Origin of the sequence: Candidatus Kurthia intestinigallinarum, from assembly GCF_003991225.1 — a bacterium.
Classification (GTDB): domain Bacteria; phylum Bacillota; class Bacilli; order Bacillales_A; family Planococcaceae; genus Kurthia; species Kurthia populi.
In genome coordinates, this window is sequence record NZ_JTFC01000026.1 from 121,246 (window position 1) to 148,148 (window position 26,903).

Genomic DNA, 26,903 nt, shown 5'->3' on the forward strand with positions numbered 1-26,903 from the left:
ATCATTTTTTGCTGTTTTATGATTATTATTTGTAAATATCATATACCTTGAAAATAAAAAACGCAAACATTTTTTGTCGAAATTGTGACATTTTTTCAAAGTAGACATTTTTCGATAACTTGCGTACAGTAAAGACAGGAGGCGATACAGATGAATAAAGCATTAATCATCATTGATTACACAAATGATTTCGTTGCAACGGACGGCGCATTAACATGTGGTGCGCCCGGGCAAGCGCTCGAATCTTATATTACAAAATTAACGACACAATTTATTAACGACGAGCAATACGTTGTGTTTGCATGTGATTTACATGAAAAAAATGACCCGTATCATCCAGAAACTGCATTGTTCCCACCACATAATATTCGAGATACGGACGGACGAAAACTTTACGGTGATTTGCAAGCGGTTTATGAAACCTATGCGAACCGCAGTCATGTGAAATGGATGGATAAAACTCGTTATTCTTCATTCGCTGGTACTGATTTATTATTACGACTACGCGAGCGTGGTATTAATGAGTTACATTTAGTCGGTGTTTGTACCGATATTTGTGTACTACACACCGCTGTTGATGCGTATAACTTAGGTTTTACAATTATTATTCATGAACAAGGTGTCGCAAGCTTTAATCAAGCCGGCCATGACTGGGCACTGGCACACTTCACAGGCTCTTTAGGAGCTACGGTTATTTAAAAAAGACAGGAATCGCGCTTCTTACACGATTCCTGTCTTTTTACTGTGTGACAGCTTCTTTTTTAATTGTTAGCGCAAGTAATAAGGCGATAACCGCAAACACAAGCGTACCGACATAGACTGCCTGAATGCCAGTTGCGAACATATTAGCAGATGTAGCCGCAACCGTTGTAACGGTCACTACATTGAAAATGACGCCATAAATCGCCGCACCAAGTGATTGGCTAAACGTATTCGTAAATGAATTTAATCCTGTCGCTAAGCCAACATGCTCTTTTGAAACGGTTTTTTGAAGCGTAATAATTAGTAATGGCGCAATACAACCCATGCCTAAGCCCGTTAGTGCCGTTGCGCCAATAATAAAGATGGCAGATGTATGTGCCGTTAGCTGCGCCATCATTAGCGTACCGATAATTAAAAATACCGTACCACTGACAATAAAATATTTATTGGCTATTTTGCCAATAAAAACACCGATGCCCATCGCACCGAGTGTCCACATAATGGATAATGGTGTTAGCATCAAGCCTGCTACTGTCGCATTCTTACCTAGAACATTTTGCGCATAAAGTGGTACATATGCCGACATGCCGATGACGATGGCCATGGTGCAAAATGACAGTGCATTAATCGTCATTAGGCGACGATTTTTAAAGAGTTGTAACGGAATTAGCGGTTCACTTACACGCAGCTCTACTGCAATAAAAGCAGCTAGACAGATGAATACGATGCTATAGCAAACAATTTGCGTCGTCGTCCACCAATCCCCACTATTACTCCCCGTAATAATCGCGTACATTAAGCATAAAATGGCTACCGCGAATAAGACAGCACCCACATAATCAATTTTATGCTTCGTCACAACAAGCTGTTCCTCATAATAACGCGCAATAAAATAAATAGAACCAATTGCAAACGGTACATTTAATAAGAAAATATAATGCCATGATAAGCTATCAATTAAAAAGCCACCAATTAATGGACCAACAACACCTGCAACGCCCCATACCATACTAATATAGCTTTGGCCTCGTGCACGGGCTTTTTCTGTTTCAAATAATTCACTAACCATTGTCAGCGTAATCGGCAAAATTGAACCAGCGCCAACCCCTTGAATGGCACGGCATATAATGAGCATTACCATACTTTGTGATATTCCACATAACAAGGATCCTACCGCAAATAAGGTAATCCCAATTATAATCATTTTTTTACGACCGAATAAATCGGCCAATTTCCCAAATAAAATCGCTGCAATCGCCGATGTTAATAAATAAGCAGAATAAATCCAGCTAATTAATTCGACGCCATTTAGGTCAGCGGTGATGCTTGGAATTGCCGTTGCTACAATGGTCCCTTCAATTGCAGCAAGCGCAGTTGCCAATAAAATGGCAAGAAAAACATAGTTCAAACTCGACACCTCCTTTGTTATGGTACATTAATTTTGTATCTTTTTCTTTATTTTAACCAATTTATTATAAAAATATTTGTCATAGACCCATTTTTTAGGTATCATACAATTTGTTAACTCATATAATTATTTCGTTATAAAGGAGGTATACTCAAGTATGTGGAAAGAATTTAAAGAGTTCGCGTTAAAAGGTAATGTATTAGATCTTGCAGTCGGTGTTATCATCGGGGCAGCGTTCGGTAAAATCGTTACTTCTTTAGTAGAAAACATCATCATGCCAATCGTTACTTTACTAATTGGTAAAGTGGACGTTTCAGACTTAGCTTACAAAAGCATTAAATACGGTGCGTTTATCCAAAGTGTCATTGACTTCGTGATTATTGCATTTTCTATCTTCTTATTTATTAAAATTGTTATGTCGCTTGGAAATAAAATGCGTCGTCAAAATGAAGTTGTTGAAGAAGAAGCAGCAGCTGAGACACAAGAAGACGTGCTTAAAGATATTCGTGAATTATTACGTCAACAAAACGAACATAAATAAGTATGTAACAAGAGGCTTTGACATATGTGTAACAACCGCTCTTGTGAGCATAAGAAAAACCGGAATCGCGCAGTAGCGCGGCTCCGGTTTTTTGTTGTGAACGCTAAAAAAGGAAAATGACGTAATTTGTCCCAGTCTCTTTTTTATTTTGGCTGTATATGTGCTAAATCATTAAGGATTTCACTGACAGGTACTTGACCATAACCATCATAGGATTTTCGAACAAAGCCCTGTTGGTCAACCAAATAAAAATTCGTCGCATGCATCATCTGTTGGCTCCCTTCCTCAAGCTTCACAATCGCTTTAAAGGATGTTGCTGCTAAAGTAGTAATAGCTGCTTCATCATAGCCCGTTAAAAGATGCCATTTCGATTTATCCGCTACCGGAAACTGATTTATGTATTGTGTAATTACAGCTGGCGTATCACGCGTAGGATCGACGCTAAAGCCAACAAGCGCATAGTCGTCCATGCCAGCTGCCTTTAATTCCTTTTGAAGCTTGACCATATTCATCGTCATCGGCGGGCATACGGTCGTACAATTTGTAAAAAAGAAGTACGCAATAAATGGTGTGCCTTGAAGTGATGCTAAGCTCGTGTTTGTTTGATGCTGATTCGTATAGTTGAACTCTGCCACCTTCCAGTGCATATCCCCTCGAAACGAACTGCACCCCGCTAGTACGAGCAGACAAGCGATTAATCCCCATTTTCTCATATCATTCCCCCTTTAGTTAAGTATATAAAAAATACCTCCATAGCGCATTCGCACTTGGAGGTATAGAAGCGATTATTCTTTTGATACGTCATCCGGAATTGATTTTGTTGCCAATACTTTTTGGGTATCGTTATCGACGAAATCAACTTTACTCTTTGGCTCGTCCCAGCCTTCTAAAATTTGATACGTTGCAATTGAAATAGCGATAGCACCAAAGACAGTCGGATCTTTTTGCTTATCAAATTTATCCCCGTCAACGAAAATTTTTACATGTTCATACATATCATCGGTATCGACACCTTTAACCGATTCCATTGTTTTGCCTTCTGCTAATGCTGTTAGCGCACCGATAATGCCACTATTAATTTTTTCGCTTTGTTCTGCCATATTTTTTTCGCTCATTGTAAATTTCGTTTGTTCATCACTAACATCTGTATGTTCTACAGAAGCTGGATCAATTTCACTTGATAATCCTTCACGATTCAAGTAAACATTCGGAATGACAAAAACTTTATTCATTGTAGCATCTGATGATGTTTTTGACGTTGTTTCTGCTGCTGATTGTTCGGTTGTCTCTGCTTGTTTCGCTGCATCTTTTTCTTCTGTTGTCCCCGTCATATTGCTACTACACGCTGCTAATGACAGCGACAATACACCCGTTGCTACAAGTAAAAGCCCTTTTTTCATAATGTAATCACTCTTCCTTACTGTTTCTATAGTCTCACCTATTCTAGCATACTTACTGAAAAAAATAGCGTATTCTGACGAAACGAAAAAAACCTGTCACAAGTTGTGACAGGTTTCTCCACATTTACACTTCTTTTAATTGTTTTTCAAGTTTTTTAAATTGCACGAGCATCGCTAAACGCCACGGTAATAACATTGAAAAGGCCAATAAAAAGAAAATGCCGCCAAGCTCGCCTAAATGGAATGTACCACCTAAATAAATCTTCGCTACGGTACGGAAAATTAAAAGGCCTACTAACACGAAAATAAATGCTTTCGATGGTTTTAAATAAATATCTTGGGCGACTATTTCAAATTTTGATGTTTTAATTAAAATCAATGAGCATAATACACCGATAATCACTGTGATGGCTAAATGCTCCCAAGATAATCTGAAATACGGGAAAATATACATTAACGCCCCTGTTGACATCGCAACAGGTGGAATCATTATTTTTTTAGCACTTGCTGGCTTTTTTGCTGATTTTGCACGCATCAGCATTGCACTCACACCCATAAAGACGACAAAAACGGTCGAGGCAATAACCCAAAACTGCGTTGGGAGTTCTTTTAAAAAGTCTAACACATTAATCTCTTCTTTCCATTTATACTTCTACGAGTCGTTTTAATGTTTCTACTAGGCGCTCCTGTGTAAAAGGCTTTGTCATAAAATCTTTGGCACCATTTTCAAGCGCGGTAATCACATTTTTCTGTTGGCCAACAGCTGTTATCATTAAGATTTTCGCCTCCGGAAACGCATCGCAAATTTCTTTTGTTGCTTCTAAGCCATTTTTTAGCGGCATCGTAATATCCATCGTCACGATGTCTGGTTGAAGCTCGCGATAAAGGTTCACCGCATCTTCCCCGTTATCTGCCTCACCTACGACGGTAAAATCTTCACCATCAATCATACGCTTAATCGTTTCTCGAATAAAAAATGTATCATCCACTATTAAAATACGTGTCATCATATCACCTCTACTTTATAAATTAAAATCCTGTAAAGTCGCCAAAAATCGGCGTGAATAATTGATTTAATTTACTCAATTGATCAAAGAAAATGAGTATACCAACTACAATCATAACATAGCCGCCTAATGTGACAACACGCTGCATATGATGTTTTAATAATTGAATTTTTGGCAAGAAAAATGCCATGACTAAAAATGGCACTGAAAAGCCTAGCACATACAGCAACATATAGCTAACCGCGCTTGTTGGATTCGTGCTACCAAGCAGAAAAATACTCGCTAAAATCGGACCTGTACACGGTGTCCATCCTGCCGCAAAAACAAGACCGATTAATGCGGAGCCAACATAGCCTGTAGGACGATTTTTTAGTTGAAAGCGATGTTCCTTCATTAAAAGGGTTGGCTTAAAAACACCTGCTACAATAAGGCCAAAAATGACAATTAAAATGCCGCCAAGCTGCCGAATTAATTCGTCATATTGAATAAATAACACGCGAATAAACGATGTACTAAAGCCTAAGACGATAAAAATAAGTGAAAATCCAACAAGGAAGGCAATCGTATGTAGAAGTGCTTGCTTTCGTCGAAGGCCATCTGCGGTAAGTTGTGCAGTTGAAACACCTGTTATATAGGATAAAAAGGCGGGATAAAGCGGCAGTGTACAAGGTGATATAAAGCTGAGAAGTCCCGCCGCAAACGCAAAGAAATACGTTAAATCTGTCACATCAAAGCCTCCAATCTTTCTTTTAGTATAGCGCAAAATTATGTGCGAACTGTGAAGTCTATTTGAACGACTCAAGGCTACTTATTATGTTACGTGAAAGACAAAAAAAATACCATAAAAAAAGCGAACACCCCTCTGGATGTTCGCTTTTTCGGAGCATATGTATGTTCCGTTTATCGGATTGGCATCCCCTCTGTGATACGTTCTCCAATGTTCACTACTTGCGTAATGCTTTTGCTTTATCTAATTGAATTTTCACTTGATCAAAGCCTGTGCCACCAAGAGAATGACGACGTTTTACCGCAGCTTCTGGTGCTAATACTTCGTAGACATCTTCTTCGATTAAGTCACTGCCTTCTTTCATATCCGCAAGTGTTAAATCTAATAAGTAGATGCCGCGTTTAATACATGTGAAAACAAGTTTCCCTGTCACTTCATGTGCTTCACGGAATGGCATGCCTTTTGCAGCTAAATAATCTGCAAGTTCTGTCGCATTTGAGAAGTCATTGTGAACGGCTGTATGTAGCACGTTTTTGTTGACAGTCATCGTACGAACCATACCTTCGAAGATTTTTAGCGCGCCGACAATTGTGTGTAATGTGTCGAACATGCCTTCTTTATCTTCTTGCATATCTTTGTTGTACGCTAGTGGAATGCCTTTTAAAACTGTTAGTAAGCCCATTAGATTGCCGTACGTACGACCTGCTTTACCACGAATTAATTCCGCCATATCCGGGTTTTTCTTCTGTGGCATAATGCTTGAGCCGGTTGAGAAGGAATCATCTAAGTCGATAAATTTGAATTCATCTGTTGACCAAAGAATGATTTCTTCTGCAAAGCGTGATAAATGCGCCATCATTAACGCGCCATTTGATAGGAATTCAACGATGAAATCACGATCGCTTACCGCGTCAATTGAGTTTTGATATACCGTTGAGAAGCCTAATAATTTCGCACTTAATTCACGGTCAATTGGGAAAGTTGTCCCTGCTAATGCCCCTGCACCAAGTGGTGAGATGTCGATACGTTTCACAGATTCTGTAAAGCGTTGTTTGTCACGCTCTAACATCCAGAAGTAGGTCATTAAGTGATGTGCGAACGAAATAGGCTGCGCACGTTGTAAATGTGTATAGCCAGGCGCTAATGTTTCCACATTATCTTCTGCTTGCGCGATAATTGCATCTTGTAAGCTTTCGATTAATGCAATGACTTCAACAACACGTTTTTTAAGGAATAAGTGCATATCCGTTGCGACTTGGTCATTACGGCTACGTCCTGTGTGTAGTTTACCGCCAACAGGTCCTACTAAATCGGTTAACATTTTTTCAAGGTTTAAGTGGATATCTTCATTTTCCACTTGAAACTCTAATTCGTTATTGTCTGCTTTAATTTTTAATTGTTCTAGGCCGCCTTTGATTGCCTCTACTTCATCGGCTTTTAAAATACCACATTCACCAAGCATCGTTACGTGCGCAATACTGCCCTCAATATCTTCTGTAACGAGTTGCTGATCAAAGCCAATTGAAGCGCCAAATTCATCTACCCAAGCTTCGGCAGATTTTTGGAAGCGACCGCCCCATGCTTTTCCGCTCATTAGTTTGTACCTACTTTTTTACCGTTCACGATAGCATTTACTTTCGTTGGAAGGCCCCATAATTCAATGAAACCTACAGCTGAGTTGTGGTTGAACTCATCATCTTTTGTATATGTTGCTAATTTTTCATCATATAAAGAGTTTGGAGATTTACGTCCTTCAACGATTGCATGACCTTTGAATAGGCGTACACGTACCGTACCGTTTACATATTGTTGTGTGTTTTTGATGAATGCTTGGATTGATTCACGTAATGGAGAGAACCATAAGCCGTTATAAATAAGCTCTGTTAATTGTTTTTCAACAACTGGTTTGAAGTGAGCTAATTCTTTTACTAATGTTAAATCTTCTAATTCTTTGTGTGCGATTAATAATGTGTGTGCACCTGGAATTTCGTATACTTCACGAGATTTAATCCCTACAAGACGGTTTTCAATGTGGTCGATACGGCCCACACCATGTTTACCAGCAAGTTCATTTAATTTTAAGATCATGTCAGATAGTTTGTACTCAACGCCATCTAATTTTGTTGGTACACCAGCTACGAATTCGATTTCGATAACATCTGCTTCGTCTGGCGCATCTTCGATTTCAACTGTTAAGTCGTACGCATCTTTCGGTGGTTTTGCCCAAGGATCTTCTAAAATACCACATTCGTTTGCACGGCCCCATAAGTTTTGGTCGATTGAGAATGGAGAGTCTAAGTTGATTGGAATCGGAATATTACGTTCTTTCGCATATTCGATTTCTTCTTCACGGCTCCAGCCCCATTCACGAACAGGTGCTAATACTTCTAAATCTGGGTTTAATGCGTTGAAAGCAACTTCGAAACGAACTTGGTCATTCCCTTTACCTGTGCAACCATGTGCAACAGCAGTAGCACCAGTTTGTTCAGCGATTTCAACTAGTTTTTTAGCGATTAACGGACGAGATAGTGCCGATACTAGTGGATACTTTTGTTCATACCATGTGTGACCTTGTAGAGACATTAATGCGAAATCATCTGCGAATTCGTCTTTTGCGTCGATTACGAATGATTCAACAGCGCCAACTTTTAATGCTTTCTCTTTTACGTGTGCAAGATCTTTCCCTTCACCAACGTCTAAGCAACAAGCAACTACTTCGTATCCTTGTTCTTGTAACCATGTGATGGCTACAGATGTATCTAAACCGCCTGAATAGGCAAGTACTACTTTTTTGTTTGTGTTTGTCATAATGTATTCCTCCAAAGCTGTAATGTTTATTTGTATGTTTATGCGTTTGTTTTTAATATTTATGCACTAATAATAGCATGCTATTTTTATAAGCGCAAGTGTATTTTTATAAATTTTTTCGAAAAACATCATTTTATGTAAAAAGTTCTCAAATAGTAAGTAAATCAATGATTTAAGCGAGAATTTTTGTTCATTTCTTTTTAGTATTTTTATTTTTATACAGATAAAATGCATAAAAGTGATTTTTTATACAATTTTAATGCATAAAAAATCACTTTTAATCATTTCCTATTAAATAGTGGTTTGCCGATTTTTTCAACAAGCCTTGGTGATAACGCGTATAATTTGCTTGAGATCCCCATATACCATGGTAAATTCACTTCACGTTTTCGTGTTTTTATTGTATGAATTGTCGCCTTCGCAACCGCTTCTGGCGCTAATAATACATTTTTCATCACTTTTCGATATGCGTTTGTTGCATCTGCATGGTCTAAAAATGGTGTATCAATCGGTCCCGGATAGATAACTGATACTGCAATTTTTTGTGCTGCCAGCTCCATGCGAAGCGCATTCGTATAACCGATCAATGCATGTTTTGTCGCTGCATACATACTCGCTTTCGGCGTCGCGACCTTCCCTGCTTGCGAGCCCATAAAAATAAATTGGCCTCCTCGCGTCATATGCGGTAATAATTCGCGCACAAGAATCGCCGGTGTCGCGACATTTAATTGAATCATTTCATGAATGGCCGCATCTTCTAACGCTGCAGCATACTCAAAAGTACCAATGCCAGCATTAATAATCGCCACATCAATGTTTGGGAGTTGATCAACGAGTTGCTGCAGGGACGCTCGATTCGTTAAATCTGCCGCAATCGTCTCGAGTCGCTGCTTTTTTAATTGCTGTAGCTTGACCTCATTACGCCCAGTCGCAATCACGCGATGCCCCTGCGCATGTAGCTGTATCGCTAATTCAAAGCCAACGCCTGAGGTCGCACCGGTCACTAATACCGTTTTATACTTGCTCATAGCGCGCTACTCCCTCCTCGTCTAGTGTTCGTACTACAAGACCTTGATCCTCCAAATAATCAAGCTGTCCTAATGTCGACGACAATGTTAAGCCGAGCTCTGCCTGCATTTTTGTTGGATAAAAGCGTTTTGTAATCTCAAAAACAGATAACGGAGCATCAATTAAAGCATAGGCACGCATGGCACGCTGATGCTGTTTTTCTAGTCGTGTTGCTACAAGCTCGGTGGCATTCGTAATTACATTGCCATGCCCTGAATAGACACGCTCAAAATCATAGGACGCTAATTTTTTTAATGAGTCATTGTATTGTAGCTGTGATTTCGGGCGTGGTCCGGTCATGCCCATTGGTACTTCAACGAGTGGATTTGAGGCGATAAAGTCAATTAATAAATCGCCACCAAAAGCATAGCGCGCGTTTTCATCGACAAACATGAAATGACTTTGCGCATGCCCAAGCGTTTCAACTGCCACGAGATTTGGATGCCCTGGTAATGTATCCCCGTCTTTTATTATAGTAGAAAGTGGTGTCGTCCCCATATAATCGACCTCACGAATCATCTTATCAACCCAGCGATCATACAATTGTGGTACGCCCTCTTCAGCTAGTTGTTCTTTATAAAATAGGCGCTGATAATTAAAAAATGCTTTATCGCGGCGTAGCCAGTAATCATTATAGGCATGACCAATCACATCCGCCTTCGCAAATGCATCTGTCCAGCCAATATGGTCTGGATGATGATGCGTTAAAATGACCTGTTCAATATCTTCAAAGCGATAATTTTGCGCTTTCAGGCCTGCCTCTAGTGCCTCATAGGCCGGCGGAAATTTTGTCCCAACATCGATGATGGATAATGTATCCCCTTTTATTAAAAATGAATTTGCTGTCCCTACCCCAAATGGTGTCGGTGTTTCAATGCGAATAATTTCTTCCATAATCCAAGTCCCCCTTATGTCACTACATTCTTATCATACCCGTTTTTTAAAGGGACGTCATTTTCTGATTATTCCAAATTCAACCATTGACTTCTATTTATCATTATGCTTATAATCATCACATATACATTAAGGCCAAGACAAAGACTAGTACATTACATCACTTCTCTAAAGAGAGCATCGTGCTTGCTGCAATCGATGCGTGAAGTCGTAGTGGAACCTACTTTTGAGCCGCTATGCAAACATAGCCGTTTCCTTAGCGATAACAAGGAATGAGGTGCGCTAGTTCAACTAGCGAATCAAGGTGGTACCGCGAATACAACATATTCGTCCTTTCGGATGAGTATGTTTTTCTTTTTGCTTAAAATGAAGGAGGAGACAATATGAAAAATATTTTATTTATCGGTGCAGGGTCCATGGCAGAGGCAATTATCCATGGCTTAACAGCACAACAAGTGATCGATGCAGCGCATATTTTCGTTACGAATAAATCAAACGAAGCGAAATTAACTCAATTACATGAGGCATACGGTATTTCAGCAACGTACGAATTAGCTGACGCCTTACAGCAGGCCGATTTAGTCGTTCTTGCGATGAAACCAAAAGATGTCAAAGCGGCACTTGAAAAAATCGCGGCACATATTCCAGCACAGACGCCTGTACTATCAATCGTGGCGGGTTATGCGATGGCATCGATTGAAGCCATTTTAGGTGCACGTCCATTAGCGCGTATTATGCCGAATACATCGGCACAAATCGCATTAAGCACGACAGGTGTTGCGTACAATGCGGCCGTTAATGATGGAACAAAACAAGCGATTACGACGCTACTCCAATCGATTGGCACCGTCATTGAAGTAGAAGAAGATCAGCTTCATGCGGTGACTGCTATCTCAGGTAGTGGTCCAGCTTATTTTTACTATGTCGTTGAAGCGATGAAGGAAGCCGGCTTAACGTATGGCTTAGATGAACAAACGGTGAAACAGCTTGTCGTTGAAACGATGGCTGGTGCGTCAGAAATGTTAAAGCGTGTTGATGAGGAGCCTCAATTACTGCGTAAAAAAATTACGAGCCCAGGCGGTACAACCGAAGCGGGCGTCAAAGCACTTGAAAAATTCAATGTGAAAGAAGCCTTCACGACATGTATTGCTGATGCGGAAGCAAAATCACGTGAACTAGCAAATAGTTAATAGACTATATAAAGAAACTGAGACAAAACACGTCATTTTTCTTTTTTAGCGTTCGCAATGAAAAACCGGAACTGTGCTATGGCGCGGTTCCGGTTTTCTTATGCTCATAGGAGCGGTTGTTACACGTATGTCAAAGCCTCTTTTTTATTAAAAAAAGCACATTCACCGTCTTTCATACGCTGAATGTGCCTGAGTACTTTATATGTTCGACGTCAACAAGACGCTTTATTTTTTCTTTTTAATTGTTTTCATACGGAATGTAAACAATGCCAAAATCAGAAAAAAGATCATTAATCCAAAATAAATTTTGTCATAGTTCGTTTGTTCAATTGCTGTAGTCGTCGCTGCTAATGCTGGATTACTTGCAAATACAATAAACAGCATAGCACTCGTAGCAAGTGCTAGTATATATTTTTCCATATCATTTTTACTCCTCAAAACGACTCGTATATCGTTTTTTATTTAACACTGCTATTTATGATACGCATTTCAAATTCGCAAGTCAAGAACACACCTAATCGATATGGAACTTCGTATGACTGTAGCCCTCACGTAATTTTTTCACTTCAAGGACTGCCGGTATCGCCTCTTTTAAGCCCGCAACATGTGAAATAACGCCAATCATACGACCGGATTTTTGTAACTCAACAAGCGTATCAATCGCCTTAGCTAGTGCCTCTTCATCTAATGTCCCAAAGCCTTCATCAATAAACATCGTATCAATTTCGACTTGGCCGCGGTAGCTTTGAATAATATCACTAATACCAAGTGCTAAGCAAAGCGCCGCATTGAATTTTTCGCCGCCCGACATCGTTTTCACATCACGTGTTTGACCCGTGTAAGCATCGTAAATGTCTAAGCCAAGCCCACTTTGCTTGCCATGAGATTCTAAGCGCTCACTACGCTGTAATAAAAATTGGCCATTTGATAAGGGCTGCAAGCGTTCATTCGCCGCTTCGATAATTTGCTCTAAATATTCGATTTGTAAATAACGTTCAAAAGAAATGCGCTGCTCATTATTGCCTCGCAGTAGGTCATACAGCGCAATAATATGTGTGGCACGTTGTTCAAGCGCCTCTATTTGCGCACGATTTTCATCGAGTTGCTGCATAAGTGCCTGTGTATTTTTCACATAGCTTTTCGTTTGCTGCCAGTTCGTGAACAATTGTTCTCCTTGCTGACGTGCCTGCTGTAGCTGTGCCTCTATCGTCGCCATATCATGCGGCTCCTTGCCCTCTAAATGCTGGCGTTTTTCACACGCCTGTGTTGTTGCATACAGTTGCTGTGCAAATTGCTCAAGCTTCGTGCGCATCGATGGCATTTGCGGAATAAAATGCTTCATCTCCGTATAGTGCTGCCCGTTGTCAAAATGTTCAAGAACACGCTCTTTAAAATGCTCCTGTGCTTCTTGAAGATTATGCACAGCTTCATCGATTTGCGTCGTTAAATGCACATGGTCATTTTTTGTTAGTTGCAGCGTTTGGGTCGCCTGTTCAAGCTGCTGACGTACCGCTTCTACTCGCTGCTCAAGCTGTATTTTTTGATGTTCAACAGCCGTTAAATACTGTTGTAATTCCGCTTTCGTACCGTATTGCTCCGGCAGTTGCTGCTGTTGCTCTTCTAATAAGACGGTATTGGTCTGAAGTTGTTGCTCTGTTACAATCAACTGCTGCTGAAGCGTTTGCTGTTGCTGTTCAAATTGCTTTAATTGCTGCTCGAGCTGTTGGAGCGTGTGCTGTTGCTGTTCTGCTTTCGTTTGTGCCTGCATTAACTGTGCAACCTGTGCCTTTATGTGCTCATAACGTGTTGTTGTATACGTACGTGTTGTATCGATTGCCAGTGCATCACATGCTGCTGTGGCCTCATTTAGTTGTAGCTGTGCAGACTGCCATGCACTTTCCGCACGATAGTACATACGTTGCGTTGCTTCATACTGCACGCGTTGCTGTTCGAGTACTTGCTCATCTACAGCGTCACTCAGCTGTGCATGAGCGGGATGATCGGCTGAGCCACATACTGGACACGCTTCCCCTTCTACTAGTTGCTGTGCTAATGTATACGCTTGATTACGCAGTGATATTTGATGCATCGTTTCATAGGCGGTTTGTGCTTGCTGCTGTTCCTTTTTTGCTTCTTGTAGCGCTTTTGCAAGTGTTTGAAGCTGTGTTTTTCGCTGCGTGAATTGTGTATAGGCGTTGACCTTTTTTTCCTCATCAAACAGCTGTTGTTGTAACATCGGCAAGGCATGAACGGCTTCCATCGCCTGTGTATACTGTGCTTTTTGCGTTTCAAATGTTGCCATGACCTGTTGCTGCTCATGATGGTTTTTTTGCACTTGTTGTTGGTGTCTTTGAAGCTGTTGTTGTAACGTTTGTTGACGTGCCTTTGAATCATCGACACGTTCATACATTGCGATAAGTGGCTGCCATGTTCGTAGCTGTTGCTCGAGTACCGGTAGTTGTTTTTTATCCTCGGTTACCTGTTGCCATTGCAGCGATATTTCTTCCTGCTTCTTGATTGCATCTACAAGCTTCTCTTGTAATGCTGGCAACCGATTTTCTAATTTCTTCTTATGCTGATTTAATGTATGGAACTGCTCATCATAGGGCGCAAGCTGCTGTGCCTTCTCCGCAAAGTCATATTGTTTTTGCATTGTGTCGATTGCGGGCTGTTGCTCGTTCAACTTCGTTAATTCTGTTTTTAGATTCTGATACGTTGTTAACTCTTCGTTGAATTGACGAGCTTTTGCACGCATTTCCTGTAGGACATTTTGTTTATCCATGGCCTCTTCATATGCTTGTTGCTGCCCCGGTAATAGCGCTTCATAATGCTGCTGTTCTTCCGCTAATGCTTGCACTAAGCGCGCTGTTGTAAAATGTTCTTGTGCTAATAGCTGTTCAAGTGAGCTCGCTTCGCGCAGTGGCAACGCTTGGTGAATGGTACGTACTGTATGTTGCTGAAGTGCCTGCGCTTTATCTAATGCTTGCTGCGCATCATTGCGTTTGTCTTTTAAGCGATGCACCATATCGTCATATTTCATCGTTTTAAAGATTTTACGTAATATTTCTTCTTTATTTGCTGTTGTTGATGTTAAAAGCTTTTGGAATTCTCCTTGCGGCAGCATGACAATTTGTTTAAATTGCTCTTTCGTTAAGCCAAGCAGCTCACGAATTTTATCACTTACTTCCGTGGCCTTTTGCTGGTCAACGAGTGGCACATCGCCTTGATCCGTTACCTCATAAAGCTCAACTTTCCCAGGTGTTTCCGATTTATTGCCAGCTTTTTTATACGGTAGCTGACGATAAACGCGGTATGTATGGCCCTTCATCGCAAATAATAGCTCAACAGAAGTCGCTACTTTATCGTCAGCAAAATGACTACGTAAGCCTTTCACTTCACTGCGGTCCTCACCACTAGCTGCACCGTAAAGCGCATAAAAAATGCCATCAAAAATGGTCGTCTTCCCAGCACCTGTCGTCCCAGAAATAACGAATAATTTACGGTCACCTAGCGCACGAAAATCAATCGTTTCACAGTCCTTATACGGACCAAAAGCGGTCATTTTTAGTTCTAACGGTTGCATTCGTAATTGCCCCCTTCACGTTCATTTTGTAGTTGCTCGGCTAAGAGCTCATTAAATAATGATAACGTATCATCCGGTATATCCCCCGGGAGCATTTCGGCATAAAATGCTTTAAACAAAGCGACATCATCCATTTGACGGCGTGATGTCGTCTGCTGCTTGTCGTTTACATGAACGATTGTTTGACGCTCGACATGCATCGCATTTTTATAAATGCCACGAATTTTTTCCATCGGTGATAAAATCGGTTGCTCATCTAATAGCGTCACGAAAACATAATCATCGCTCGGCTCGCTCGCTAAAATATCGGCCATATACGCTTTAATGCGGCGCATATCACGTAGGGGCTGTAGCTCTTTTTTCGTAATCGTTGCTTGCTCTGTTGACAGCTCTACGACTAAATAGCCTTTTTTATGATGTTCCTCAGAAATCGAGTACTTCAGCGGTGACCCCGCATAGCGAATCGTTTCCTTGCCAACGAAATGGGCGCCATGTAAATGACCAAATGCTGCATAATCAAAGGCGTCAAAAAGCGCGGCATCAATGCACTCAGAGCCACCAATTGCTAATGGACGTTCGCCTTCACTATCCTTCTCTTCCTCTACACCACCCTTTGTTACAAAGGCATGGCCAACAAAAACATGGCGTGCATCTGCCTTCATTTTTGGGGTAATCGATGCCATAATCGCCTCCATCGCCTGCTGGTGTGTGCGAATGCTATCGTCATTCAGGACATAACGTACTTCGGATGGGTCCATAAACGGAATTAACCAGAAATACACTTCGCCTTCGTCATCTTGCAAGCACACTGGCTCACTGTCTGGGGTCCACTTCCCGACCATGTATAAGCCACTTTGTGTCATTAGTGACGTCGCAAAATCAATGCGACTCGCACTATCATGATTCCCTGCAATCGCAAGTACTGGAATACCGCGCTCGACGACGATTTTTTGTAGCGTATCATCTAAGAGTTGAATGGCCTCTGTTGGTGGAATAGAGCGGTCGTATAAATCGCCCGCGATAATAATGGCATCTGGCTTTTCTATATCCACATGCTCGATAAATTGATTTAAAATATGACGCTGATCTGCCGTCATATAGACCGATTGCACAAGTTTTCCTAAATGCCAATCGGCGGTATGTAAAATTTTCATGCGTCCATCCTCCTCGAATGTTTGTTCTGATTCATATTATAGCAACAAAAAAAAGATAGCACCATGAACGGCACTATCTTTTCGAATTATTGATTAGCGGTATACATTAGCACGATGGCGATAATGACCGGCACAATGAAGGTCATTAAAAAGCGCCATACGCGGTAATAACCTGTTGAAATACGGCTACCGCTGAAAAATTCTTGCTCGACTAAGTTTTTATCCACTTTATGGACGATGAAAATCGCAATTAATAAATTGCCAAGTGGTAGCATAACATTACTCACTAAATAATCGGTTGCATCAAATACCGTTTTACCGAAAATTGTCACATCGCTTAATGTAGACGTTGATAATGCGGCCGGAATCGCAGCGACTAACACAATAACACCTAGTAAAATCGTAATCATGCGGCGTGCATTTGGGAATTTTGCCTCAAATGCAGCAACGATAATTTCGTATAAGCTAAATGATGATGTCAACGTTGCAAATAAGAACAGCAAGAGAAAGATTGCAAAGAACACTTCACCAAATGGTAAGTGACCAAAAACAGTTGCGAGGACGACGAATAATAACCCCGGTCCTCCTGTTGGTTCAAGTCCTGTTGCGAAAACGGCTGGGAAGATGGCAAGACCTGCTAATAATGAGACAAAGATGTTCATTAAAACGACAGAACCTGCTGAATATGGTAAACTTTCATCCTTTTTCAAGTAGGAGCTATACGTCACCATACAAGAGAAGCCGACTGCGAGCGCAAAGAACGATTGCCCAAGCGCATACAACACACCTTCACCGGTAATTTTTGAAAAGTCGGGTTGCAGGAAGAATTGTACCCCTTCCATCGCCCCGTCTAATGTTAATGAGCGAATAACTAAAATGATAAAGAATAAAAATAATAATGGCATCATAAATTTATTTGATTTTTCAATACCATTTTGCACGCCTAATGCGACCACAATGACATTTAATAATGTAAATAATGCGACACCTAAAATTGTAATACTAGGACTTCCGACCGTTTGATTAAACATGTCACCTGCTGAAACACCTGGTACGATGGCTTTGCCAGCTAATGCCTTCACAGTGTAAATTAAAATCCATCCACCTACTACACTATAAAACGATAATAATAGGAAACAGCCGATAACGCCGAATTTCCCAATCCATGTCCATAATGATTTTGGGGCTAATTTTTTATACGCAGAAATTGCTTCTTTTTGCGTGCTGCGTCCAATAATAAATTCTGAAATTAGCATCGGTAAGCCAATTAGTAATGTGAACAGCACAAATAATAAGAAAAATGCGCCACCACCATTTTCACCGGTCACATATGGTAGCTTCCAAATCGCTCCGAGACCAATCGCGGCACCTGCTGATGCCAGAATAAAGCCAAGTTTTGTTGACCATTGACCTTTTTGTTGCATAAAAACTCCTCCAAACTCTGCTCTAGCCGGAATAATCCGGGTTCACCTTACTCTAGCAGGCTCTCCCACTAGCCAGATGAACAATCCTATTCTAACATTAAGGACACTAAAAAACAGGGATTTTAAGAATTTTAACGTACCGGGAATGTCATTAGGCTTGTGACCACATCGCCAACGAGCTTGCCCTCCTGTGTAATTTCGACTTCGCCGTAAAGCATCGTGCGCCCACGACGTTTTAAACGAGCCGTAAAAATAGCGGTACCTAAATGAATCGGACGATGGAAGGTCGTCACTAAATTCACACTCGTAAACGTATAACCTTCTTCCATTACAAGCGCTCCCGCATAGCCAATTGCGACATCCGCAACCGCAGCCGTAAATCCTCCAAGCGCAATACCTGCTCGGTTTAAATGTTGTTCCTCAATCGTCCATTCACAGACGACTTCATTCGTTGCCATATCCCCACCAATCACCTTTACCCCCAGTAAACGCTCGCTTTCTGGAATATCAATCTTCCCATCTATTACATCTTGAATTGTCGCCATCAAAAATCCTCCTTTTTACTCTTTTAACATCATTATATGCTCGAAAAGACGTATTTGCACGCAAAATGAATAATCATTCATAGTTTTCATATAAAAAAACACGCTCCAATTGGAACGTGTTTCATCGTTATTATTATAGTGCTGCTACTTGTTTTTGTGCTACAGGTACGCTCCAGTCCAATGTATCAAGGAATTCAACCGTATCTTGGAATACTTTTTCGCGCTCTTTTCCTAGTGTAATAATGTGACCTGAATTTTGGTACCAGATTAATTCTTTGTCATCTGTTTCAACGGTATCGTAAATAAATGGTGCACTTTGTTGGTATAAGTCATCATCTAATTTACCTTGTAATACAAGTGTTGGTGTATGAATATCTTCAATTTCATCACTTGTATGAGCAATCATTTTTTGTACTTCCGTTAAGGCATGACGATCCATCATTTCTAAATCATCTAATTCCATTTGAACTTGGGCTTCTGGTTTACCTTCTAAGCGTTTGTAAACTTCCGCATATTTATAAAGACGTTCAAATAGTCCTTCTTTTGAACGACGTTTGATAGGAGCACACATTGCGACAACACCCTTTACCGGGAATTCTGCTCCGACTTTCAATGTAAATACGCCACCAAGAGAAATTCCTGCTACAGCAATTTCATCATAGCCTAAGTCTTTAAGGTGCATGTAACCGCGTGTTACATCTTCCCACCAATACTTAGCGCCATAGTTTAAAATTTCCTCTGGATCGACACCGTGACCACGATACATTGGTGCATGGCATGTATAGCCGCGTTTATTTAAAAATTGGCCAAGTTTTTTCACGTCTTTTGTACTTCCAGTAAAGCCATGTAATAATAGTACGGCGCGTTTGCCACCTTCTAATGTAAATGGTTGAGGTGCTAGTAGTTTCATGTAAAACGTCTCCTTTATATTAATCCATTTAATATGTCAATTGTTTATAGTTATAAATAAGTTTTTTTATGAATAAGTTGCACAAATTTTGTACACAACTTGAAGCTACATACACTCTAACACCTTTCTTCAATAATGTACACTATATAAACCTTAAATTACTTATGCGTTTTTGTAATGATTATGATACCTTCAAGCATAAGCAAAATCCCGTCATATCAAGGGTTCGTGAAGTTCTTCACAATCTTTCTCCGTTGTCTATATTTTCTGTAAATTTATCTATATCATTTTGAGATGAAACCCTTCTAATATGTTAATTCGGCGTTTTTTTATCGCTAATTACGACGTATTTTCCTATTTACTACAAGACTTTTTGCGTTTTTATAGGAGGGAGTTTATGATTAGAGGAGGGGGCTTGTCGTATGCAAAAAGAAAAAAAACAACTATTATTCGCGATTGGTGGCATCGTTGCTACAGGTGCTATTACGGCCATTGCTTTATCCAAATCAGATAAATTATATGAAGCGCAATTTAAAAAACAGGCGGATGCAAACGTTCGTCATAATATCGATGAAATCCGCGCACGCTTAAACCAGCTTGAACAAGAATTTGATAATTAATCATTCATAGAAAAAGCCGAAATTGCAGGACGCAATTTCGGCTTTTTTCCTTATACATATAAATAAATGCACACATACATCGCAAAACTCCCAAATAATACGAGCACATGCCATACCGTATGACTAAATAGTAATTTTGTTTCCTTGAAGAAATATACACCACTCATGAAAAATGCCGCGCTCAGAAGAAGCCAAAACATCCCTGGCCAGCCGATATGATGAAAAATCGGAATAATGGCAAGCATCATTAACCACCCAAGTGCTACGTATAACTGGATAGAAATACGCTGAATCTTTTTATAATAAAATAATTTTAAGATAATCCCAGCCGTGCCTAACACACATACGATGCTAAAGATGACAATTCCTAGCGTGCCGCCAACTGCAATCAGCATCATCGGCGCATATGTTCCGATAATTAGCATATAGATAGCGGAGTGGTCGAGTTTACGATACAGTTCGCGCCATTTTGAATACGATGCATGAAAAATGGTTGATGTAGCAAATGATAGCATCATTGATAGCATAAAAATACTATAGCTAATCCATTCTATTTTTGTATTCGCTTGTTTTAATAAAAAATACGCCATCGGCAGCGTAATGATAAGTGCGACCGCGTGGGAATAAGCATTCCATAGTTTTTCAGCTACCTGCTGTTCACGGGTTTTCTTTTTGACTCGTTCTAAAAACGTCGTCACCACGTCCTTTGTTATTATTGAAATCGATTTTCTACTTTTAATTTTTTTGCACGTTGATTAATGTGCGCAGCAAACACCTCATATGCAGCGGTTTGCTGGTTTCGTGCATGACGATACAGTTGCGTCGCTAAAAGAGCATCTTCTTGCTGTTTTAATAACGCGCGCGTATAGCCCCACTCCTTATTTAAAAATGTATTACGTGCTTGTAAATATGTGATAAAATAACGCACTAGCTCCTGATTCGCTGGCTCTTCTATCGACGCATAATACATCTCCATTTCCATAAGTTCTTTGCCTAACTGTTCATGAAATTCACGAATTGCCAAAACAAGTTCATTCGGTAGCTCATTTGTTTCCACTACCCGCGCCCTGCTTTCTTCATCTAGATAACGCGCATATAGTTCATTTTGCTTTGTAATGGAAAAATCCACATAGCTTCTCCATAACCTTCCTTCGAGTTGTTTAAACGATTCTTTTATATCATCTGATTTTTTTAGTGGCAAAGATGATTGCATGGCAAAAAAAAGAACAACTGCAACGACAATCACTCCGATTACTATACCGACCATATGCCTCAACTCCACTACGATATCATACTCTTTAACACTCCTTCTTATTTTACCGTTGAATTCGCATTTCGACTACCTTTCGGTGCATTAATTTTCGCAAATATGCCATTTATCAGTCAATTTATCGCTTTCAATACTATAACAGCGAAAACTGTTATACAATAGTATTATTATTCGTCTAGGGGGACTTACATATGAAAGTATCAACAACACGTTTAGAAAAAGAAGATGCCAAAATTATTTACCAAGAGACGGCTGGTTTAGCGATTATTACAATTCGTCGTCCACAAGCTAAAAATGCATTAACAGCAAATATGTGGCAGCAGCTTCGCAGTATTGCACTGCAAACATTAGAAAATCCAAAAAATAAAGTATTAATTATTCGTGGCTATGGCGAAAGCTTTACTGCTGGTTCAGATATTAAAGAATTTAATGCGATTTCCCTTGAAAAAGCGGAAGCGGCATTTGTCGATATGGAACGTACGATTTCAACAATCGAGCGTTTACCAATCCCAACGATTGCCGTTATTAATGGCCCTGCCATGGGTGCTGGCTTAGAACTTGCACTTGCTTGCGACTTGCGCATTGGCTCTGATAAGGCGAAGCTTGGCATTCCTGTCGGTAAATTAGGCATTACATTAAATAATCAATTCGCACAGCGTCTCGTAAGTCTTGTTGGCCCAAGTATGGCAAAGGACCTTGTGTATACAGGGCGTATGTTAAAAGCCGATGATGCTTACCGCGTTGGGATGCTGAACTATGTTGCGAGTGATGATCAGTTGGATCGTTATGCGATTCGCATGGGAAAATTAGTGGCATCAATGTCACCAGCCTCACTACTTGCTGTTAAAACATCGGTACAAGAATGTATCGATTCTGTACCGAATTTATGGAACGGCTCGACACCATTTGTTGGTTCGGATTTTACCGAGGGCGTGCAAGCCTTCGTTGAAAAACGTCCTGCCCAGTTTAAACGTCGCATTTAATTACACCAAAAAGAAGAACACTTTCAAGGAGTATAAATCTTTGGAGGTGTTTTTTAGTGGGCAAAAACACGCGTATTTATACGAAACAAAATTAAAAGTCCTTAATTTGGAGTCGTAAAAAATAGCGTTGAAGGACATGATGATTAAAATTTACCAATAGATGCAGTGGTACGAAGACGGGGAAATATCATCTAAAGAGCGGTTAGATGAAGTGACAACGCATAAGTAGTAGCAGTCAAACAAAAAGGCGTTATCATGAGCATGGCCAGTAAAGGTACGCTCGCTGATAACGCCAGTATAAAGTGTGAAACGTTCTATCGTAACTAGTTACGATAATAATACGCGCATTTTGGCAAAGTGGAACGCCAGTTGACTACAAAAAAAGATGTGAAACAAGAATTTGACGGCGACTCCTAGGGGAGCCCTTAGCATGAGCGGAAGACCCCGCAGTGAGCTTGCGAGCGAGGCGGCTTCCGCCATGCCCCAGGAAAGCGTCCGTCAAATTCTATTGAAGAATATTGGCCTTTTCTTTGTCTCACTTTTGAGGCTCAGTTCCGGGCGCAATGCCTTCTTTTCTTATGCTATTCTTTTCAGCTAGATCAATTTTATTGTCTTAGCCGTTTATTTGTATCACACACTTGCGTAATTTAATCGTTATTGTTATCTAGACGCGCTTTTTTCGCATCAATTACTTGTTGTGGTGTTACATCGTCCCCGTTTGGGTCAATAACTTTTACATTCGTAATAATGCCATGCGCTTGTGCACGAAATTGTTCTAAATATTGTTTACGAAGGATGATTTGTTCAGCGCTTTCTGCGGCTGTTAACATGCCTTCTTTTTGTTTTTTTGCTAATTCATTAATACGTGGTAAGATTTGAATCATGTTGCCACCTCTTCCAATTAAACTAACATCTAACATACTTGAATTTTATCTGTAACTCAAGATACTTGATGTTGATATAAATATACCTCATAGGGGTTTAAAAGACAAGTATTTTGTTTCAACAAAAAAGAGGCTGGGACAAAACACGTCATGTTTCTTTTTTAGCGTTCGCAACGAAAAACCGAAACCGCACTACAGCGCGATTCCGGTTTTTCTTATGCTCATATGAACGGTTGTTTTTATACATATGTCAAAGCCTCTTTCACTTATTATGACAATGGCTTCACTAAATTAAACCACTGCTCACCACCATGTGTTGACGATGAAGCACCTTCATTCACGTAGCCTTGTTTTTCATAATAACCAATTAAACGTGCTAAACATGTAAGCGATACACTTTCACGCGCTGCCTCACGCGCAACCGCTTCGATATGCGTCAGTAGCTGGGATCCATAACCTCTACTACGATACGCAGGGTCCACCGCAATACTTAACACACTTTGGTGCCCACCGATTAGCTGATTGGCTTGTAATGTTTCAAATTGATCATCTGTTATGTAGCGCTTTGTCATGACATTGCCAACGACAAAGGCACGCACATCCCCCTGCTCCTCTACCACAAAAAAGGTATCGCTGATTTTTTTAATACGCTCCTTCATCGCTGCTTCTGTTGCAGCTTCCGCTTCAGAAAATCCCGCACGTTCGATGTCCATAATACGCGCTAAATCATCTATGTTTGCTTTTCGAATCATTTGACGCTCCCCTTTCCTCTACAAATTCAATGTCGACCACTTTCATCGCTAATGTTCCAAACTGTAAATCATATAGCTGACTAAAGCATTCAATTAATGTTTTTTGTGCTTCTTCAATCGCATTCGGTGTCGTCATTAGTTCCATTTGTGACGACATTTTCAAGACAACTTGTACTTCAAGCGCTGGTAGTGGTAATAATTTAAATTGCATCTTTTTCACCGTTAAGCGTTTCTTTTGCTCAATAGCCTCCTTAAAGGCTTCCATCATATCCTTTGTTGAGATTTGTGTGAAGTCGTCGTGGAAATCTGGATGCACAATCGTTGTTTCCCCAATTTTTTCACGTTTCGGTGAAAAGATTTCTGCACCTCGACGCATTAAACGTTTAAAAAAGTTTTGTTCAATTTGTTGCATTGGTAACGGCATCGTATGCTGGCCTTCATTTTTACGCATAAAACGCGCCAGCTTGATTTCCGCTTCCGAATTAATATCTTCTATATAAATTCGTTGCTGAATCGTTAGGTGTAAGCGCTCAGCAATTTTTGATGTCATATTATCCGATGTGCCAATAATCATTAAAGATTCGATATGTTCCTCATCAATAGCCTCGCATAATTCATCGCGGTGGGCATCATCTGAAATAATCGCACGGCGTACAGCCTTTAGGGCACTTTTTTCAAATTTAGCCGACGTACCCGCACGTTTTTTGCCATTCATAATGAGCAGACCATCATCAATAATAGCATCAATACGATGACTATAAGCATACGCTAATGCGGCCGTACTTTTCCCCGTACCACTCGCACCGCTTAGTGAAATAATGTTCATGCCTGTCCTCCTAAAACGTAACGCTCAAGTGCATAAGCCACACCATTATCAGCATTTGATTTTGTAATAAAGACCGCTAATTCCTTCACCTCAGACACCGCATTTCCCATTGCGACCGGCACGCCAGCATACGTTAGCATCGACACATCATTCAATTGATCCCCAACGGCCATGACAGCCTGCGCCGGAATATGTAATGATTGTGCTAAATGTTTTAAGGCATTGCCTTTATTCGCCGTTTTCGAATTCACTTCCATGTTTTGCAAAAACGAGCTTGTGACATTATAGCCTGCTGCAATACATGCATCCCAAGCTGCTTGACGCTCTGTACTTGATTTGAAAAATAAATTAAATTTATCAATCGGTTGCTGTAGCTTTTCCATAAAGGCATAAATATCCTCAACCGCTGTACGTGTTTCTAAAATAAATTCCGGAAACTCCGTCGCGCCATACGCCACAATATGATCGAGTACATGCTGATTCACAAACACTTTGCCATCATAATATACCTCAATCCGCATATCATATGGACGTAAAATCTCCATAATATGCATGGCATCGTCATAGCTTACTGTATCCTCGTATAGCTTAGTACCATCGCGAAGACACCATGCCGCAGAACCATTTCCGGTAATGACATACGGTACATCGCCTAGCTCCTCTAATTCCCATTTTAATTCTGCAAGTGTACGCCCTGTACAAATCGTAACCGCCGTTCCTTTTGCGATACAGGCTGAAATTTTTTCTTTTGTTTGTTGTGCAATTGTTAAATCAGGTAACAACGTTGTGCCATCCATATCAAGTGCGACTAATTGAACATCTTCCATGTAAATCCCTCTTTTCCTGTCTTTCATTCTATCAAAAAAATAACATCAAAAAACGACAATCACGTCTTTCTCTGATTGCCGTTTCTATTTACTAGGAATAGGCTCGATAAAGTACGGCCATACACAATGTCCAAAGTATAAAGAATACGATATGAATTTTCTTTGTCATGACAACTAAGCCGATGTATTCACGCGTAAAGGCATTCGCTAAATAGTAGGTAGCTGTTTTAGAACCAACACCTTGCCCGGCTAATTTGAGCTTACGTGCGTATAAACTTGCGCGAAAAACATGGAAATTATTCGTCACGAAAACAATACGATATGTGTCCTTTAAATCATCCATCATACGTTTTGAAAACAAGAAATTTTCATACGTTGTCGTGGATTTATTTTCAATAAGAACTTTCCCTTCGTCTAAATCCTCGTGATGCGCCAAAGCATAATCACGCATCGCTTCTGCTTCGGATACAAGCTCATCTGCCCCTTGTCCCCCCGACATAATAATCGTTGCCGAAGGATTTTTACGCCATTCTTCTACTGCTTGGTTAATACGACTTGCTAGTAGCGGCGGCACTTTTTTACCAATCAATCCTGAGCCCAATACAATAATAAAATCCGGCTTATATAAAATCGGACGATAATGATACAAAATGGCATACAACGTCGTACTCGTAAATAAATACAGCCCATATCCGACTAAGCCAGCGACATATAAAAAGACGATTTCATCGGTAGGCGTTAAATCACGAATAATAGAATTGTATAAAAACCAAATGACCATCCCGACAATAATAACGCCGATCGAGCTAAACAATAAATTGCGTGGGCGACGCCCTTCTTTTTCTAATAAAATTTTGCCATTGAAAAATGTTAAAAAGCTAATGACCAATAAAGATAGTGGAATAATTGCAAAGAGCAATACATAATAAAATTGCACGACAATCGGGGATTCACTTAAAATATCTGGCAGTACCCACACAAGGCCAATCAGTGAGCACCATCCAAAGACAATGCCAAACACATACACATTCACAAAACGGCGTGGTTCAAGCCAATAAACGATGATAAAAATTGCTAGTAAAATAGCTGTTGCCCACCACATTAATCATCCCCCCTTAATCAAATGCATGTTGTTGAATTTTTGCCGTCAATGTTTCAACGACAAACGCGCGGCATGACGGGGATAATTCACTGCGTCGCTCATGAATAATATCGCCGTATGGTATGTCGCCAACAACGCGTACCATGCCGTTAAAGCGTGCATTGCGCTCGCCATCAAAACCTGTAAATTCAATAAATAATGTCGTGCCATTCCATGCAAAATCAATAATCGTTACATCATGCATGTGGTTCCCTCCTAAAAAAGACAAAGTCCCAAGA

Annotated in this window: 29 protein-coding genes and 1 other annotated feature; of the genes, 5 read left to right on the forward strand and 24 right to left on the reverse strand. The window is 40.3% G+C overall.

Annotated features, from left to right (window positions below; all coding sequences use genetic code 11):
• Positions 1-150 precede the first annotated feature (150 nt).
• Entirely contained in the window at positions 151-699 is a 549-nt protein-coding gene (locus tag QI30_RS06560) for a cysteine hydrolase family protein (RefSeq protein WP_126990132.1), read from the forward strand.
• A gap of 40 nt (positions 700-739) precedes the next feature.
• Here QI30_RS06560 and QI30_RS06565 read toward each other — a convergent pair whose 3' ends face one another.
• Positions 740-2,119: an MDR family MFS transporter gene (locus tag QI30_RS06565; RefSeq protein WP_370323593.1), complete on the reverse strand. Its 1,380-nt coding sequence runs from the start codon at positions 2,117-2,119 to the stop codon at positions 740-742.
• A 148-nt stretch (positions 2,120-2,267) separates the two neighbouring features.
• On the opposite strand from QI30_RS06565, the gene mscL reads away from it, so the two are divergent.
• Positions 2,268-2,651 carry a large conductance mechanosensitive channel protein MscL gene (mscL, locus tag QI30_RS06570; RefSeq protein ID WP_126990134.1) on the forward strand — a complete coding sequence of 128 codons (384 nt, stop codon included), beginning with the start codon at positions 2,268-2,270 and terminating at the stop codon, positions 2,649-2,651.
• Between the two features lie 143 nt (positions 2,652-2,794).
• On the opposite strand, the gene QI30_RS06575 is transcribed toward mscL, so the two are convergent.
• From QI30_RS06575 to QI30_RS06615, 9 genes are all read right to left on the reverse strand, one after another.
• A complete protein-coding gene (locus QI30_RS06575) occupies positions 2,795-3,364 on the reverse strand; it encodes an SCO family protein (RefSeq protein ID WP_126990135.1) in 570 nt (189 codons plus the stop codon).
• Positions 3,365-3,436: 72 nt separating this feature from the next.
• Positions 3,437-4,051, reverse strand: coding sequence for a hypothetical protein (locus QI30_RS06580; protein ID WP_126990136.1), 615 nt, complete (start codon positions 4,049-4,051; stop codon positions 3,437-3,439).
• A 124-nt stretch (positions 4,052-4,175) separates the two neighbouring features.
• Positions 4,176-4,676: a CcdC family protein gene (locus QI30_RS06585; protein ID WP_126990137.1), complete on the reverse strand. Its 501-nt coding sequence runs from the start codon at positions 4,674-4,676 to the stop codon at positions 4,176-4,178.
• 19 nt (positions 4,677-4,695) lie between these two features.
• Complete coding sequence (locus tag QI30_RS06590) at positions 4,696-5,061, reverse strand: response regulator (protein ID WP_370323594.1); 366 nt, start codon at positions 5,059-5,061, stop codon at positions 4,696-4,698.
• A 19-nt stretch (positions 5,062-5,080) separates the two neighbouring features.
• Positions 5,081-5,785 carry a cytochrome c biogenesis CcdA family protein gene (locus QI30_RS06595; protein ID WP_126990139.1) on the reverse strand — a complete coding sequence of 235 codons (705 nt, stop codon included), beginning with the start codon at positions 5,783-5,785 and terminating at the stop codon, positions 5,081-5,083.
• 217 nt (positions 5,786-6,002) lie between these two features.
• A complete protein-coding gene (gene argH / locus QI30_RS06600; protein WP_126990140.1) occupies positions 6,003-7,379 on the reverse strand; it encodes an argininosuccinate lyase in 1,377 nt (458 codons plus the stop codon).
• On the reverse strand, positions 7,379-8,593 hold the full coding sequence (locus tag QI30_RS06605; RefSeq protein WP_126990141.1) for an argininosuccinate synthase: 1,215 nt from the start codon (positions 8,591-8,593) through the stop codon (positions 7,379-7,381). The genes argH and QI30_RS06605 overlap by 1 nt, the downstream gene beginning before the upstream one ends.
• Positions 8,594-8,874: 281 nt before the next feature.
• On the reverse strand, positions 8,875-9,621 hold the full coding sequence (locus QI30_RS06610) for an SDR family NAD(P)-dependent oxidoreductase (protein ID WP_126990142.1): 747 nt from the start codon (positions 9,619-9,621) through the stop codon (positions 8,875-8,877).
• Positions 9,608-10,555, reverse strand: a complete 948-nt coding sequence (locus tag QI30_RS06615; protein WP_126990143.1) for an MBL fold metallo-hydrolase — start codon at positions 10,553-10,555, stop codon at positions 9,608-9,610. Before QI30_RS06615 ends, QI30_RS06610 begins: the two co-directional genes overlap by 14 nt.
• 128 nt (positions 10,556-10,683) lie before the next feature.
• Positions 10,684-10,893: a binding site (T-box leader), on the forward strand.
• A 45-nt stretch (positions 10,894-10,938) separates the two neighbouring features.
• Between QI30_RS06615 and proC the strand changes: the two genes are divergently transcribed.
• Positions 10,939-11,745: a pyrroline-5-carboxylate reductase gene (gene proC / locus QI30_RS06620; RefSeq protein WP_126990144.1), complete on the forward strand. Its 807-nt coding sequence runs from the start codon at positions 10,939-10,941 to the stop codon at positions 11,743-11,745.
• A 225-nt stretch (positions 11,746-11,970) separates the two neighbouring features.
• Here proC and QI30_RS06625 read toward each other — a convergent pair whose 3' ends face one another.
• The 6 genes from QI30_RS06625 to QI30_RS06650 form a co-directional block, all read right to left on the reverse strand.
• Positions 11,971-12,165 carry a hypothetical protein gene (locus tag QI30_RS06625; protein WP_126990145.1) on the reverse strand — a complete coding sequence of 65 codons (195 nt, stop codon included), beginning with the start codon at positions 12,163-12,165 and terminating at the stop codon, positions 11,971-11,973.
• A 94-nt stretch (positions 12,166-12,259) separates the two neighbouring features.
• A complete protein-coding gene (locus QI30_RS06630; protein ID WP_126990146.1) occupies positions 12,260-15,328 on the reverse strand; it encodes an AAA family ATPase in 3,069 nt (1,022 codons plus the stop codon).
• Positions 15,316-16,482 (reverse strand): exonuclease SbcCD subunit D, encoded by a 1,167-nt coding sequence (locus tag QI30_RS06635; RefSeq protein WP_126990147.1) that lies wholly within the window; start codon positions 16,480-16,482, stop codon positions 15,316-15,318. Before QI30_RS06635 ends, QI30_RS06630 begins: the two co-directional genes overlap by 13 nt.
• A gap of 86 nt (positions 16,483-16,568) precedes the next feature.
• The gene (locus QI30_RS06640; protein WP_126990148.1) at positions 16,569-17,906 is read right to left on the reverse strand and encodes a sodium-dependent transporter; all 1,338 of its coding nucleotides are present in this window, start codon (positions 17,904-17,906) and stop codon (positions 16,569-16,571) included.
• A 131-nt stretch (positions 17,907-18,037) separates the two neighbouring features.
• Positions 18,038-18,451, reverse strand: a complete 414-nt coding sequence (locus QI30_RS06645) for a PaaI family thioesterase (RefSeq protein WP_126990149.1) — start codon at positions 18,449-18,451, stop codon at positions 18,038-18,040.
• A gap of 133 nt (positions 18,452-18,584) precedes the next feature.
• On the reverse strand, positions 18,585-19,361 hold the full coding sequence (locus tag QI30_RS06650) for an alpha/beta hydrolase (RefSeq protein WP_126990150.1): 777 nt from the start codon (positions 19,359-19,361) through the stop codon (positions 18,585-18,587).
• 422 nt (positions 19,362-19,783) lie between these two features.
• Between QI30_RS06650 and QI30_RS06655 the strand changes: the two genes are divergently transcribed.
• Positions 19,784-19,981: a hypothetical protein gene (locus QI30_RS06655; RefSeq protein ID WP_126990151.1), complete on the forward strand. Its 198-nt coding sequence runs from the start codon at positions 19,784-19,786 to the stop codon at positions 19,979-19,981.
• Between the two features lie 50 nt (positions 19,982-20,031).
• Here the strand turns inward: QI30_RS06655 and trhA are convergent, their stop codons facing one another.
• On the reverse strand, positions 20,032-20,679 hold the full coding sequence (trhA, locus tag QI30_RS06660) for a PAQR family membrane homeostasis protein TrhA (RefSeq protein WP_158620977.1): 648 nt from the start codon (positions 20,677-20,679) through the stop codon (positions 20,032-20,034).
• A gap of 14 nt (positions 20,680-20,693) precedes the next feature.
• Positions 20,694-21,248, reverse strand: a complete 555-nt coding sequence (locus QI30_RS06665; RefSeq protein ID WP_126990153.1) for a hypothetical protein — start codon at positions 21,246-21,248, stop codon at positions 20,694-20,696.
• 194 nt (positions 21,249-21,442) lie between these two features.
• On the opposite strand from QI30_RS06665, the gene QI30_RS06670 reads away from it, so the two are divergent.
• A complete protein-coding gene (locus tag QI30_RS06670; RefSeq protein ID WP_126990154.1) occupies positions 21,443-22,234 on the forward strand; it encodes an enoyl-CoA hydratase/isomerase family protein in 792 nt (263 codons plus the stop codon).
• A 647-nt stretch (positions 22,235-22,881) separates the two neighbouring features.
• Here QI30_RS06670 and QI30_RS06675 read toward each other — a convergent pair.
• The 6 genes from QI30_RS06675 to QI30_RS06700 all read right to left on the reverse strand — a co-directional run bounded on the left by QI30_RS06675 (position 22,882) and on the right by QI30_RS06700 (position 26,869).
• Complete coding sequence (locus QI30_RS06675) at positions 22,882-23,118, reverse strand: DUF896 domain-containing protein (RefSeq protein WP_126990155.1); 237 nt, start codon at positions 23,116-23,118, stop codon at positions 22,882-22,884.
• Positions 23,119-23,387: 269 nt separating this feature from the next.
• The gene (locus QI30_RS06680) at positions 23,388-23,870 is read right to left on the reverse strand and encodes a GNAT family N-acetyltransferase (RefSeq protein WP_126990156.1); all 483 of its coding nucleotides are present in this window, start codon (positions 23,868-23,870) and stop codon (positions 23,388-23,390) included.
• On the reverse strand, positions 23,845-24,696 hold the full coding sequence (locus QI30_RS06685; protein WP_126990157.1) for a hypothetical protein: 852 nt from the start codon (positions 24,694-24,696) through the stop codon (positions 23,845-23,847). Before QI30_RS06685 ends, QI30_RS06680 begins: the two co-directional genes overlap by 26 nt.
• Positions 24,693-25,523, reverse strand: coding sequence for a Cof-type HAD-IIB family hydrolase (locus QI30_RS06690; protein WP_126990158.1), 831 nt, complete (start codon positions 25,521-25,523; stop codon positions 24,693-24,695). Before QI30_RS06690 ends, QI30_RS06685 begins: the two co-directional genes overlap by 4 nt.
• A gap of 91 nt (positions 25,524-25,614) precedes the next feature.
• On the reverse strand, positions 25,615-26,625 hold the full coding sequence (locus tag QI30_RS06695; RefSeq protein ID WP_126990159.1) for a YdcF family protein: 1,011 nt from the start codon (positions 26,623-26,625) through the stop codon (positions 25,615-25,617).
• A gap of 13 nt (positions 26,626-26,638) precedes the next feature.
• Positions 26,639-26,869, reverse strand: coding sequence for a hypothetical protein (locus QI30_RS06700; RefSeq protein ID WP_126990160.1), 231 nt, complete (start codon positions 26,867-26,869; stop codon positions 26,639-26,641).
• Positions 26,870-26,903: the final 34 nt, after the last annotated feature.